The 15071-nt window shown below is 46.8% G+C and carries 7 protein-coding genes; 6 read left to right on the top strand and 1 reads right to left on the bottom strand.

Annotation, left to right across the window (positions count from 1 at the left end; genetic code table 11):
• Window positions 1–79: 79 nt before the first annotated feature.
• Window positions 80–2035, bottom strand: a complete 1956-nt coding sequence (locus NG833_RS18660) for an ABC-F family ATP-binding cassette domain-containing protein (RefSeq protein ID WP_254566778.1) — start codon at window positions 2033–2035, stop codon at window positions 80–82.
• Window positions 2036–2728: 693 nt separating this feature from the next.
• Here NG833_RS18660 and NG833_RS18655 point away from each other — a divergent pair.
• The 6 genes from NG833_RS18655 to NG833_RS18630 all read left to right on the top strand — a co-directional run bounded on the left by NG833_RS18655 (window position 2729) and on the right by NG833_RS18630 (window position 14731).
• Window positions 2729–3781 carry a glycoside hydrolase family protein gene (locus NG833_RS18655; protein ID WP_254566777.1) on the top strand — a complete coding sequence of 351 codons (1053 nt, stop codon included), beginning with the start codon at window positions 2729–2731 and terminating at the stop codon, window positions 3779–3781.
• 558 nt (window positions 3782–4339) lie between these two features.
• Window positions 4340–4771: a hypothetical protein gene (locus tag NG833_RS18650; protein ID WP_254566776.1), complete on the top strand. Its 432-nt coding sequence runs from the start codon at window positions 4340–4342 to the stop codon at window positions 4769–4771.
• Window positions 4772–4938: 167 nt separating this feature from the next.
• Window positions 4939–5304, top strand: a complete 366-nt coding sequence (locus NG833_RS18645) for a hypothetical protein (protein ID WP_254566775.1) — start codon at window positions 4939–4941, stop codon at window positions 5302–5304.
• Between the two features lie 770 nt (window positions 5305–6074).
• Complete coding sequence (locus NG833_RS18640) at window positions 6075–11285, top strand: PAS domain S-box protein (protein WP_254566774.1); 5211 nt, start codon at window positions 6075–6077, stop codon at window positions 11283–11285.
• Window positions 11282–13180, top strand: coding sequence for a response regulator (locus tag NG833_RS18635; RefSeq protein WP_254566773.1), 1899 nt, complete (start codon window positions 11282–11284; stop codon window positions 13178–13180). The genes NG833_RS18640 and NG833_RS18635 overlap by 4 nt, the downstream gene beginning before the upstream one ends.
• A gap of 696 nt (window positions 13181–13876) precedes the next feature.
• Window positions 13877–14731 (top strand): Npun_R2479 family HD domain-containing metalloprotein, encoded by an 855-nt coding sequence (locus tag NG833_RS18630; RefSeq protein WP_254566772.1) that lies wholly within the window; start codon window positions 13877–13879, stop codon window positions 14729–14731.
• Window positions 14732–15071 lie beyond the last annotated feature (340 nt).

Genomic DNA, 15071 nt, shown 5'->3' with positions numbered 1-15071 from the left:
GGGGCGCAAGCATTGCGCCCCTACACATACCTTCCTTTCATCAGTTGAACGGTTGGATGATTTATATTTTGCAATCCCCTTAGTTACTAGAAGAGGCACTTTCTATTTCAGCCAATTCCATCCATCGTTCCGTGGCGACTTCGATTTCATGAGCCAAATCTTGGACCTTTTGATGGAGTTTTTGCACTTCGGTAACCGCCCCGGGTTCGGCATGATAGAGGGCTTTTTCGGTGGCAGCTTTTTCCGCTTCCATTTCGGCAATTTTGGTTTCGAGTTGCTGATACTCTCGCTTTTCCTTGGAGGATAGTTTGCGCTGGCGATTTTTATCCCAACTAACCCGTTCCGACTTGTCAACGGTGGCAGTTTGGGAGTCGGGTTTTTTCTCGGCTTGGCTGGCTGCTGCCTGACGTGCGGCTTCTGCGGCTTCGGCTTTTTGGTAGTCGAGATAAACCGTATAGTTGCCGGGATACTGCCGAAGGTTGCCGCCTTCTTCTAGGGCAAAAATGGTATTGACGGTGCGATCGAGAAAATAGCGATCGTGGGAGACAACGATCGCACATCCGTTAAAGTCTTCCAGGTAATCTTCCAGAACCGATAACGTTTGCACATCTAAGTCATTGGTAGGTTCGTCCAAAATGAGAATATTCGGGGCACTCATCAAGACGCGCAGTAAAAACAGTCGGCGTTTTTCTCCCCCGGAGAGTTTATGAATGGGTAAATATTGTTGATTCGGGGGAAACAAAAACCGTTCTAACATTTGGGAAGCGGTAATTTGCAGTCCATCGGCAGTTTTAACTAATTCCGCTTCTTCCTTGACGTAATCGATCGCCCGTTGATTTTGATCCGCAGCATCGAGTAAATCATCACAATGTTGGTCAAAATATCCAATATGAATGGTACTGCCAATCTCTACAGTTCCTGAATCCGGGGCAAGGCGTCCGGTAATGATATCCAGTAAGGTGGATTTGCCAATGCCATTTTTGCCAATAATTCCGATGCGATCGTCGGGACTAAATTTATAGGAAAAGTCTTGGATGAGCGTGCGATCGCCATAGGTTTTACTAACATTTTCTAGCTCGATCGCCTTCTTGCCAATTCGCCGACTAGCGGTAGAAATTTCCACTTTCCCTAAACTCTGTTTAAACTCCTTATCCTGGAGGTCCATCGCCCGACCAATCCGAGCTTTTTGCTTGGTACTGCGGGCTTTAGGTCCGCGACTAAGCCATTCTAATTCCCGGCGCAATAGCCCATAATGTTTGCGTTCCTGACTGGCTGCCGCTTCTTCGGCGAGGGCTTTTTTTTCTAAATAATAAGAATAATTTCCGTCATAGGTGTAAAGTTCGCCGCGATCGAGTTCGATAATCCGATTAGTGACGCGATCGAGAAAATAGCGATCGTGGGTAATCAACAAAATTGCACCGCGAAAGCTATTCAAGTAACTCTGTAACCACTCCACGGAAATCGCATCCAGATGGTTTGTCGGTTCATCCATCAGCAGCACATCAGGATCGCTGAGTAAAGCAGCAGCCAGGGCGATCCGTTTGCGGTATCCCCCAGAAAGGGTCCCAATTTGGGCGTCAAAATCTTCGATTCCTAACTGACTGAGGATAATTTTGGCTTGGGTTTCCAGTTCCCATGCGCCACTGGTTTCCATCTGGTGCATGACTTCGGATAAGCGCGCCATCAACGGTCCATCTTCAGGGTGGCGGGCGATTTTGTGACTGAGGTCCTCATATTCGCGGACCAGGTTCATGCGATCGCCACAGTCGGCAAAAACCTGTTCTAATACGGTCCGGTTTTCATCGAGATCCGGTTGCTGCGGGAGATATACGATTCTCACCCCAGAATTGACTAAGATTTGACCGCCATCCACGGGTTCTAAGCGGGCAATCATTTTCAATAGGGTAGATTTGCCAGATCCGTTCGTGCCGATCAAGCCAACTTTATCGGTGGGATTGAGGCTAAAGCTGGCATCCCGGAGGATTTCTTTAATGCCAAAATCTTTTTTGACGGATTGCAGGGTAAAGATGCTCATCGACTTCCTTTTTATGGCACAGACTCCTCCTTTGTATTATCCCTCAGTCTTTGCCTCGTGGGTAGTGCTTCAGGCTGAATCTGCCTTGAATCCACGGCTGCCTAGGACCAGAAACCGGCTTTCTTCACAAAATCTTGGCCAATCAGTCACAAATCTGGTGCAGAAACCCGGTTTCTAATTTAGGTGAAATCCCCCGGGTGAGGGGTGCTGTTGCTCACCTGCTGCGGGTTAGGGATCGGCGCATTCGGAGACTAAATCAGGGTAAACGGGATGAGTAGACGATCTATTATTTTACCATTCTTGGTTTTTTATTTCGCAATATTTTTATTGATAAATATTGATAATTTCTAAAACAGCAAGGCAATAGAATAAAATTAGCCGGGACTCAAAGGGTTTGAGATCTCCCGATTGGGTGAGATTGTTCATCCGACCTTGAGAAATCCTTTGATTTAGGTCTACCTGGGGAGTGTTTTTTTACCTCCCGGTACATGAGAGGCTGATGTATAGGAAGCTGAACCCCAGCCGAGGCGATCGCCTTTCCACTCTACTCATGGCTTAAATCATGGCTTAAATCTCCCCTCGTCTGTAGGGGCGTGAAGGCCAAAACTCTCCCAGGACAAAGGGTGGCCACTCATCGGATATCGGGACCCGACGGGACCATTCCCCCTGGAAAAACGGAAACACAGTTGCGTTATGAACCAAGAGACCCTAAAAACTCAAATCCCCCCCGACTGCGAGGCGATTCAACTCTGGCTGCAACAACAGCCTCCCCATCAACGCCGCGATCGCCGCTTATGGGTCAAAGAGTTTTTAGCCTTTGTCGGGAAACCCCTGGCGGTGGTTACCTTAGTCGATGTTCGCGCTTTTGCTCAAACCCTGGCCGCCCGTCGCATCCCTCCGGCGCAAGCTCAAGCGCGATTGTCCGTAATCAAGTCTCTGTTTGCCTATTGGTATCGTCAGGGGCAGTTGCCGGTGAATATTCCCCTCCAACATTGGCCCAAAGTCCGGGTTAAGGGACAGTCATCTTCCGGTTCAGCGCTTCTGGCTGGGATGCTGTCTAGTTTAGAATCCACCCTCAGACAGAGATTTAGACAACGGTCCCGGAAGCCCGCCACCCGTCAGAAGCAGGCTGCGTTCTGGGGTGGAGTCTTTTTGGCGGGGGTGGCGTTGGCAATTCCCGCCCATTTCAACTCTTCAGCAGAAACCACCGAAGAAGTCACCATTCCCCAGCCTGCGCCCCCAGTTCGACGCCAGACGGTGGCAAGTCTCAAGGCGGCTCATGTCCAGGCTTTTCTCGATACGATCGCCTGGGCTGAAGGGACTGCCGGTCCCAACGCCTATCGGATGCAGTTTACCGGGACCAAGTTTTCTAGTTTTCAGGATCATCCCCGGGAAATCAAATGTGGGTTCAGCCACGGGTCCCGGCTTTGTTCCGATGCCGCAGGCAGGTACCAGTTTCTGAGTACCACTTGGGACCGCATGGCTAAACAAATAGGCGCGTCTGATTTCTCCCCGGCTAATCAAGACCGCGCCGCGATCGCCCTGTTGGATGAATATGGGGTGTTAGAAGATATTGAGGCCGGTGCGTTTGCCTATGCGGCGATCCAGTTGATTCCGGTTTGGCCTTCCTTTCTGGATGTGGGCAATGGCGATCGCGCCCGGGCGATCGCCCGGTTGGAACGGGTGTATCAGCAGCAATTACGGAAGCATTCTTTTCAGCCAGCCCGGTTCCAGAAAAAAAATTAGCGATCGCTATTTCTCAGGTTAGTTAATATTTATTAATATTTTCATCAATCAACTCCCGCTCAGGAGTTGAGCAGTGGGAAGGAAAACTCCCCCACCCTTTAATCTTTGAAATTTTTCGATTGTTGTTAACCCAAATGATAGAGCGATTCTCTCCCCTCTATTCCTGTGAATCTCTGCCCTGGGGGGGAGCCTTAAGTGTAGTCATGTTGAGATAATAGAAGCTAAGGTAACTCGAAATATCGGAGTAATCACATCAATTAATCAGCGGGTTTAGTTCCCTCGGACTAACAGAGCGAATTACTGATGAAGATCGGATAATAATCACCCAGCCTCGGGCCACAGCCCTTGAACCCTAAGTCCAGGAAACTCTCGATTACCTCAGTAAGCGACCTGCACTATTTAAAAATTCTTAACAAATTTTACTAGGACTTAACTTAAAATTGCGGGTCTTCAGGGTGTTCATTGCCATCGCACAGGTAGAGTTCAAAGCCCAAGAAGTTCAGAGTTTGAGGCCCTGCGATCGGTGAACTGAAGAGACAAAAATTAAGGAGAAAATCCATGAAAGGCATTTATAATATAGTTACTGTTTTAGCGATTAGTTTAGGACTGGGGATAGCCCCACCGGCGATCGCAGAAAATTTATCTGAGCCTTCTTCCCGGCAATCCCAGAGTGTGATTGAAGTCGATTCTTATGACTTTGTAGTGCTCGCAGAAGAGGCCCTAGAAGTGGGAGATTATCACAATGCCATTTTCCATGCCAACCGGGCGCTCGATATCGAACCGGGTTTAGGCAATGCCTATCTGATCCGAGGACAGGCTCAGGCTTATCAAGGGGAAATTCAAGCGGCGATCGCCGACTTACAACAAGCCGCCCAAGTTTACCGTCAGAACCAGAATCAAATCGGTTATTTGCTGGCACAACAATATCTGCGGGACTTGAATGCGCCGAATTCTCCTCAAGCCTTAACCCTTCCGGACCTCAGCAACTAATCGGGTTCAGAGTCCGGCGATCGCATCAGAGCAATGGGTTTCCCGAACCTGATGCGATCGCCCTCCAAGAATGAGCCTGTATAACTCGCCATTTTTGTCAAGTATCAATTGTTCACCGGATTCACTCCAACTTTCAAAATGTTCCTTGTCTGCAAAGGATAATCTTTATGACTGTCAAGGCGACCCCAGCCCCATTACATTCCCTGGAACCCCTAACCAATCCAGTAAACCAGGCCGCAGAACGAATCCACACCCTACAGCGTCGCGCCCTAAGTGCGATCGTGATTACCCTCCTCTTGCTCATCCTTACCTATACTCTGGATGTATTATCCGCTTGGGCCTCTATCGCCACCTCAACGGCCCTCTCGACCTTATGTGTATTAAACATTGTTACGACCATCCTCACCCTGCTCACTGTCGGAGCCGGGATCGCAGCAGCCATGACCTTTGTCTCCTATCGGGCTAAGGTCCTGCGATGTTCTCCAGGGGTCAAAACCAGGGGACCCCTGGCTCCCTCCTCATTCAATCCGTAGTCAACCTCCCCCTCTGAAAGCCGCTTTAAAATTAGGCCCAATCCAATTTTTAAAAGCCGGTTGTCTCTTCCTTTGGGCCTGGGGGCTTTGTCCCTGTAGCCACACCCTGCATTCGGTGTGGGTTTTTTCTGGGAATTTTTTGTTTTTTAGGCCAATATCCGGGGGATTTATTACGCAGAATTTCGGGGATGGAGCAATAGGCAGGGCCTTCCTTCCCCAATCAAAATTTTTGCCGATAAAGCGGAGGGAAAAGAATTTGTCAAAAAGGGCTTTATCCTGTATAATTACTGTTTTAAATTGGTCCAACCCGGTTGAACTGGCTACTCTAATTAACAGAGTTACCCCGGTGCAGGATGTCAGAAGGATGGAGACGCGCTGATAGAGGGAATCGAGCAAATCACAATAGTCGAATTCCGTCCCACCCGTTCAGGTCCCTGACCCCCTTAATTCCCGATTGGCCGTACCCTAAGAATTGTAAAGATATGTAAAACACCTTGTCAGGATCTAGTAAATTAAAATATATTGAAAAATTTTTAGCTTGGCTTTACTTCCCTCTCAAGTCGCTCGCCGGGGTCTATACAAAATTAAACTAGGCTCTATCTGGAGAAAAATAGTCAACCCATCCCTGGGGGGAATTTTAAAAAATTACCGATTTAGCATGGATTAATAAAAGCAGTTAGTTCCTTAAATAAATCAATTAAACGAATTAAAACCTGTTAAAAAATCAGTAAAATCCCATAAAAGTAGAAGTCACACAGCCTGGATATAAAATGAATTTAAACCCGATTAATCTGATTGAAAAAGACTCGTTAAGGCTCGCACCAGACACCGGGGTGCGTGAGGCGATCGCCCTCATGAGTCAGCAGCGCGTCAGTTGTGCATTAGTCGTGGACAATCATCAATTAGTCGGCATTTTGACCGAACGAGATGTCGTCCGAATGACCGCCGAAGCGATGGATATCAACACCATCAAAGTTGCAGCAATTATGACCTGCAATCCTCACCGGATCGGGGTTGGCGCTGACTTGGATATTTTTTCCGTGTTATCAATCCTGCGCCACCACCAAATTCGCCACTTACCGGCTATTGATGAGTCCGGAACTATCCTCGGGGTGATTACTCAAAATAGTATCCGCAAAGTCCTTCAACCCACGGATTTATTAAAATTCCAGCAAGTCGCTCATGTGATGAGCGATCGCGTGATTCACTTACCCCCGACTGCTTTTTTGTGGGAAATCACCCAAAAAATGACCCAGTATCAGGTCAGTTGTATAGTCATTGTTGACGCCAAACAAGACTCAGGGACAGTACCCCTGGGGATTATTACAGAACGGGATATCGTTAAATTTCGAGTTGTACAATTAAACTTAGCAGAAATTGTCGCCGCCGAGGTCATGAGTACCCCATTGCTTCCGATTAAAACTGGGGATTCCTTGTGGGATGCTCATCAATTAATGGAAGAACATGGAATTCGCCGCTTAGTCGTCGTGAATGAATCGGGAAATTTGGCGGGAATCCTGACTCAAAGCAGCCTGTTAGAAGCCCTCGACCCGATTGAAATGTACAGGAGCCTACAGGTGTTAGAGGAGCAAGTCAATCGCCGAGTGATTGAGTTAAATCAGGTCAACGAACGCCTCCAAGAAGAAATTGCCCTTCGAGAAGAAGAATTGCAGGAACGGTCCCGCCTTGAGGCGGAATTGAAAGCACAAAATGTCCGATTGCAGGCTGAGATTGGCGATCGCATTCGAGTCGAAGCAGCCCTCGCGCAAAGGGAACGAGAATTTAGAGCCTTAGTGGAACACGCACCTGATTTAATTTGGCGGTTGAATCGCGAGTTTCGCTATCTCTATGCTAACCCCTCTTCGGAAAATTTGTTCGGCATTCCCAGTGGGGAAATTTTCGGCAAAACCATTCAAGAATTAGGGTTCCCTGATGCCGTAGTCTCCCAGTGGATTGACCTGCTGCAAGACGCCTTTGAGACGGGGAATGAACAGACCCTCGAATTTGCATTGCCCGGATTAGAGGGTGTGAAATGGTGGGTTGCCCGGATTGTCCCTGAGTTGGGAAACAATGGGGCGGTGGAATCGATTTTAGCCATCGTCCGAGACATCAGCGATCGCAAACAGACTGAACAAGAACGCTTGCAACTGATTAATCGCGAACAAGCCGCCCGCACCGAAGCCGAAGCCGCCACCAATCGGGTGACGAATATTCTAGAAAGTATTAAGGATGCCTTCTTTTCTCTCGACTCCAATTGGCGATTTACCTATATCAATTCCCAAGCTGAAACCCTCCTTGAAAGAACCCAAGAAGAACTGCTTGGGCAAAGTGTCTGGGTTGAATTTCCCGAAGCGAGGCAGGGTAGATTTTATGAGGAATACCACCGGGTTGTTACCGAAAAAATGAGCCGGGAATTCCTGGAATTTTATCCCCCCCTAAATCGCTGGTTTGAAATTCATGCTTATCCCGCGAAGGATGGAATTTCCGTCTATTTTGAAGATGTCAGTGAACAGATTCGAGCCGAAGCCTGCCTGAGAGAAAGTGAACAGTTTTTACGCAGCATTTATGAAGGGGTAGAGACGGCAATTTTTATTGTGGATGTCTTGGCCGATGGGACTTTTCGCTATTTTGATAGTAACCCCACTCATGAACGGACTTTGCAGATTTCTGCGGAAGAAATGAGTGGCGCTACTTTAGAACAACTGTTGCCTCCAGCCGTCGCCGAGAAGGTGATGGAGCGATATCAGCAATGCATTGTAACGAGAGAACGGATCACCTATGAAGAAAAGCTGTCCTTAGAGGGGCAAGAGAGTTGGTGGCTGACCCATTTAAGCCCAATTTTTGACAGTAGCGATCGCATTTACCGGCTGATTGGGACAAGTTTTAACATCACCGATCGCAAGCAAGCAGAAATCGCCCTGGAACAACAACTCAAGCGGGAGCAATTGCTCAATGCCATCCAAGAACGGATTCGCTCTTCCTTGAATTTAGAAGAAGTTTTAACAAGGGCTGCCCATGAAGTTCGCCAATTTTTATCCACCGATCGCGTGTTAATCTACCGAGTTGATCCCGATGGCATCGGCATCATGGTTACCCACTCGTCCGCTCCCCTGGTGCGTGAGATTAACGGGAATACTTTTCCCCAGGAAAAGTTTAGCCCAGAGGAACGAAATCGTTACACCCAAGGGGAAATTGTAGCCATTGAAGATACCGATTTAGTCCCCCATTTACCCTGTCTAGCACTGTTAAGGAAAACCCTCAAGATTAAGGCTAAACTGGTCATTCCAATTTTAAAAGAGCAACATTTGTGGGGTTTACTGATTGCCCATCATTGCCAACGGACCCGAGAATGGCATCCCTCGGAAATTGAATCCCTGCGATCGATTGCCGGACAACTGGCGATCGCCGTTCAACAATCCACCCTATTCGAGCAAGCCAAGGCTGAACTAATTGAGCGTCAAAAAGCCGAAGAAGCCTTGCAAGCCAGCCAACGCTTCGTCCAGAAAATCGCCGACACTTCTCCGAATTTCTTATATATTTACGATATTTTAGAAAATCGGAATATTTATGTCAACCGAGAAATCGCCGAAATGCTGGGCTATTCTAACGAAGAAATTTCCAACTTGGGTAATAATTTGTTAATCGCCCTGATTCACCCCGATGACTTGGCCAAAATTCCCGAACATTTTCAAAACCTCTCCCAAGCTCAAGAGGGAGACATTTTTGAACTGGAATATCGGATGAGAAATATTCAGGGAAAATGGCGCACTGTTTTAGCTCGGGAAACGATTTTTGCCAGAACAGAAGATGGCAGGGTTAAGCAACTCTTAGGCACAGCAACAGATATTACCAACCTCAAAAAAAGTGAAGCCGCCTTGCGGGAAAGTGCCGAACGGGAAAAAACCGTCGCTTCCGCAGTCCGGCGAATTCGTCAATCCCTGGATTTAGGGACAATTTTTGCAGCAACTACGGAAGAATTGCAAGGATGTTTAAGCTGTGATATTGTTGCTATATACCGATTTAATCCGGATTACAGTGGTGAGTTTGTCTCCGAAGCAGTCACATCACAACAGCTTTCAGTCCGGCAAAGAAACCAGCAATCCCTGCACCTATCCGGGCAACCGGCTCCCGGGGAAACCTGCCAGATGCAAGCGCTGATTAATTCTTGCTTAGAATGGCACGATACGCACCTAATCCAGACCACCGGGGGTGCTTTTAACCGAGACGAGAGTTGCTTAGTGGTGGAAGACATTTATCAGCGCAACTTTAGTCCTTGTTACTTAGCAAGATTAGAGGAATTTCAGGTTAGAGCTTACATGATTGTCCCGATTTTTTGCGGGTCCAAACTCTGGGGATTGTTAGCCGCTTATGAAAGCGATCGCCCGCGACAGTGGCAACCGAGCGATCGGCAGATTGTCATCCAAATTGGCAATCAATTGGGGGTTGCCTTACAGCAAGCAGAATTGCTCGAACAAACCCAGAAGCAATCCGAAGCCCTCCAAAAAGCGGCGATCGCTGCCGATGCAGCTAACCAAGCTAAAAGTGAATTTCTCGCGAACATGAGTCACGAATTGCGAACCCCACTCAATGCAATTTTAGGATTCACTCAACTGATGAATCGCAATTCATCCTTAAGCCCGCAACACCAAGAACACTTGAAAATTATCAATCAAGCTGGAGAACATTTGCTCTCCTTAATTAATGATATTCTGGAAATGTCGAAAATTGAAGCGGGCAGAACCGTATTCAACCCGACTTCATTTCATTTGATTTCCTTGCTTAGAAACCTAGAAGCCATGCTCAAGGTACAAGCCCAAAGCAAAGGCTTACAACTGAGTTTTGACTTGGATAGTAACCTGCCAGAAATGATAAAATCTGACGAAAGTAAATTGCGTCAGATTTTAATTAATCTATTAGGAAATGCTATCAAATTTACGAACTCTGGTGGGGTAACCTTGCGGGCTTATCTCAAACCGAATTTACAACCTCATCATTCTTCCCATAATGCCTTAAATCTCTCGGAAACTCTATCTACCCTCTGCGTGGAAATCGTAGACACGGGAACCGGCATTGCACCGGAAGAAATGAATAAGCTATTTGAACCCTTTTCCCAAACTGAAACTGGACGAAAATCCCAGGAAGGGACGGGATTAGGATTGCCGATTAGTCGCAAATTTGTCGAATTAATGGGAGGAGATATTTACGTCAGCAGCACCGTGGGAGTCGGGACAATGTTTAGCTTTGAGATTCAAATTGTAGAAGTCAACGCCACCCCAGAACCCCAGGCTCAAACTCCTAGACGAGTGATTGGGTTAGACTATGATCGGGAACGCTACCGGATTTTAGTCGTCGATGATGCGGTTAATAATCGGCGGTTTTTAGTAACCCTGCTTTCTGAGATTGGCTTTGAAGTGCGCGAAGCCGAAAATGGTCAAGAGGCGATCGCCCTCTGGTCCAGTTGGGACCCCGATATGATTTGTATGGATATGCGGATGCCCGTCCTAGACGGCTACCAAGCAACCCAACAGATTAAAGCCACTGTGAAAGGGCAAAAGACTGTGATCATCGCCCTTACAGCCAGCGCTTTTGAAGAAGAACGAGAAGGAATTTTATCTTGCGGTTGTGATGACTTTCTGCACAAACCCTTTCGAGAAGAAGTCCTCCTCGAAAAAATCTCCACTCATCTAGGCGTGAGCTATCGTTATCAACATCAACCCGAAATTTCTCCGGATTCCCCAGAAGGACGCTCAACTCAAACTCTCTTAAATCGAAATGAAATTAAAACATATTTATCTCAAATGCCTCCGGAATTTGTAACCGAACTTTATCAATCTGCTTGTCAAGGGTATGACGAAGGAATTTTTGAATTACTCGAATTCATTCCGGCAGAAAGGAGCCCGCTCGCTCATACCTTGAGAGAATTAACCAAAAACTTTGATTTTGAAATGATTATTGAATTAACTGAACAGGAGGAGGCATGAATTACGCTCTCAGCGAATTAAATAAATCTCGGGAATCCCAAAACAATCGCCCAAATATTTTGGTAGTGGACGATACTCCAGATAACGTGCGCCTGCTGTCCTCTGTATTGAGCGAGAATGGCTACCGGGTTTGTAAAGCCTTGAAGGGAGACATGGCGTTAACCGTCTGTAAAAATGCCTTGCCTGATTTAATCCTCCTGGATGTCATGATGCCGGGGATGGATGGTTATGAAGTTTGCAAATGCTTGAAGCAGCAAGAAACCACTCGGCAAATTCCCGTGATTTTTTTAAGTGCCTTGAATGACGTTGAGGATAAAGTCAAAGCCTTTGAAGCCGGAGGGGTAGATTATATTTCTAAACCCTTCCAAGAAGCCGAGGTTTTATCCCGAGTTCAAACTCACTTACAGTTACGCCAACTCCAGATTAATCTTCAAGAAAAAAATCTCTGCCTAGAACAGGAAATTAGTGAGCGTCAACAGGCTCAACGCTCTCTGGAACTCAGTGAAGCCAAAAATCTGGCATTGGTCAATGCAATTCCTGATGTGATGTTTCGCATTGGCGATGATGGATTTTTCTTAGATTATCGTAGCCCCTCTTTAGCGGGTTCCGAAGAGTTTGAAGAGAGTTCAGGAAATCAGCCCGGTAATGGTCGCCAAAAGAGTCAGGATTTGACTCAAACTATTTTTCCAATTTCTGAATCGTTAGCTGCTGATTCTAGTTTTGTAGGAAAGCATATTAATGAGGTGTTATCCAATGATTTAGCCATTTGGATTATGCATTATGTGCAGCAAACCCTCCTGACTTCAGAACTCCAGCTTGCGGAGTATATTCAACGAGATAAAAATCAAGAGCGGTGGGTTTCTTATGAGGTTCGCTATGTCAAAAGTGGCCCATCAGAGGTGCTGGCGATCGCCCGGGATATTTCCTCCCGCAAACAGGCTGATGCGGCAAGACTTCAGGCAGAAGCGATCATGCGCCATCAAAAGCAAAAAATCGAACAAGCCTTAACGGATCTGCAAGAGGCTCAAGTCCAATTGGTTCAAAATGAAAAAATGGTGGGCTTGGGTCAATTAGTCGCCGGAATTGCTCATGAAATTAATAATCCAGTTAATTTTATCTATGGAAATATCTCTCATGTTCAAAGTGCCATTTCTAGCTTAGTCAATCTTCTGGAAATTTATCAACAAGAACATCCACCCAATGAGAGAGTAAGCGAAGTCATGGAAGAGTTGGATTTTGATTTTTTAACTAAAGATTTAAGAAAAATGATGACTTCAATTGCCGCCGGAGCAGAGCGAATCAATCAAATTGTTTTGTCTTTGCGAAAATTTTCGCTCATGGATGAAACGGGAGTTAAAAAAGTTGATATTCATGAAAACTTAGAGACTACCTTGATTTTATTGAAACACCGATTTACAATAACGGATGAGACAGAGATTGAATTGATTAAAGACTATGGAAAAATCCCGCCGATTCTCTGTTATCCAGGCGAACTCAACCAAGTGTTTTTTAACCTCTTAAATAATGCCATTGATGTTTTAAGCGATATTTTACCCAGTCGCCTCAAAGCTCAGAAAGCCAATCCCAACGCCCCTGAGTTCGTGCCATCGATTTGGATTTCTACGGAGTTAACCGATCGCCAAACCCTGTTGATTCGGATTAAAGATAATGGGCCCGGGATCGGCGAATCGGGGCGATCGCGCTTATTTGACCCCTTCTTCACCACCAAACCCGTCGGCAAAGGCAGAGGATTGGGACTCTCGATTAGTTACCAGATAGTCGTCCAAAAACATGGCGGACAACTCTCCTGCAATTCCACCCCCGATCAAGGCGCAGAGTTCGTCATCGAACTCCCCCTGGTGCAATCCACCACCGACCCAGGGGGAGTGTCCTAACCGGCCATCTTACCAGTCCTGTCCCCGACTCATCAACCCCGTAGGGGCTTGGTCACCAAGCCCCACAGACCGAGGGTTTGGAAACCCACCCCCGACATGGGTTGCGTCAGGTGACCCGAATCAGCTTTAATCTACAGCAGAGCCAGAACTTTTTACCGGGGACCGTTTCAGCTCTTCCATCTCCCTAAGGGTTAGGGCCTTCCTCCCGGGGGTCCATCGATACCCCAGGGGAGAATCTCTAATCCGACGGCGAGCAATGTAATGTCATGAATTTTTCATTTTTGAGTCAAAAAATCTTTTTAGCCGCCATCATCCCCCTCGAAGTCAGCCGATTCTAGGCTTTAGGCCCGCCAGAGACAACTCCATTGTCACATAGGTCAAATGACTCGCATCACATCATCTGGATCGGGTTTAATTCATAATAGAAGCATTTATGGAAACCTCAAAACAAGGGATGGACTGGGTGTCCCCCTAAACCGAATGGAACCCAGCCATTTCCATCTCGAAATCCGCCTTGGCAATGAGTGGGTTTCACCCCTCACTTCACCAGGCGGAATGTCGCTCCAACCTCCAACCCAAATCCAGAGGGAAAGGCGATAGACCCCCAATTCTGGGGGGGTCCGATCTTAAAAGCCCTCTGAGTGGTCAAGAAACCTGCCCCAACTTTAAGACTTAGTTTGATTGAGAAGACGGAAGATGTTTAATTCAACAGCACTACTCATTGAAGCTTTCGTGGACCGCCTGCAAGAAGGCTACCATCGGACCTACGGAGGATATAAACCGGATTACGCCGAAATAATTGCTTGGGCCGGTGGTATGGCATTAGAAAATATTGCCAACAGTGATGCCCTGTATCACAACGTTGAACATACCATTTTGGTAACCTTAGTCGGACAAGAAATCCTGCGTGGTAAACATATTCGCGAAGGGGGCGTATCCTGTGAAGATTGGCTGCATTTCATTATTTCCTTGTTGTGTCATGATATTGGCTATGTCAAGGGAGTCTGTCGCCAAGATGAAGATAGTAAACGACTCTATGCTACCGGCAGAGATGGTCTGAAAGTCCCCATTCCCTTTGGCTCTACCGATGCTAGTTTAACCCCCTATCACGTCGATCGCGGCAAACTTTTCATCTCCGAACGTTTTGGAGGTCACCGCCTGATTGATGCAGAAGTCATTAAACGTAATATTGAACTGACACGCTTTCCTGTTCCAGCAGATGAAGATCATAAAGATACCTTTAATTATGCTGGAATGGTTAGAGCAGCAGACCTGATCGGTCAATTAAGTGATCCCCGCTACTTGCAAAAAATCGCGGCCTTATTTTATGAGTTTGATGAAACTGGGGCGAATAAAAAGCTCAACTACCGCCATCCCGGAGACCTCCGTCGGAACTATCCTAAATTCTACTGGCATGGCGTTTTTCCCTTTATTACCCAGGCTCTGGCTTACCTAAATTTGACCCAACAAGGCAAACAAATTGTCGCTAACCTCTATGCCAATGTGTTCAAAATAGAACATGAAGACCAGCAGCTTTCTGAGGTAGCCTAAACCCAACCGGCATTTTGATGTTCAACGTCCCGACTTCAGTCGTTATCACCTCCAATGTTCAACGTCCCGACTTCAGTCGTTCTCTTAGTTCAACGTCCCAACTTCAGTCGTTCTCTTAGTTAGTAGTAACGACTTCAGTCGTTATCACCTTATAAGTTCAACGTCCCGACTTCAGTCGTTATCTTCTTAGGTTCGTAGTAACGGCTTCAGTCGTTATTACCTCATAAGTTCAACGTCCCGACTTCAGTCGTTAACCCATCTTCGGTCTGAGCAACAAAAGAGAACTTCCCCTGAATAAAAAGCGCGATCGCTTCACAGAGATCGCGCTTTTTATTACCCT

The sequence above is a fragment of the Oscillatoria sp. HE19RPO genome, assembly GCF_024220515.1.
In the GTDB taxonomy this organism is placed as follows: domain Bacteria; phylum Cyanobacteriota; class Cyanobacteriia; order Cyanobacteriales; family Laspinemataceae; genus Laspinema.
Note: the sequence above shows the minus strand (reverse complement) of the source record. Positions and strands in the feature narration are given on the sequence as shown.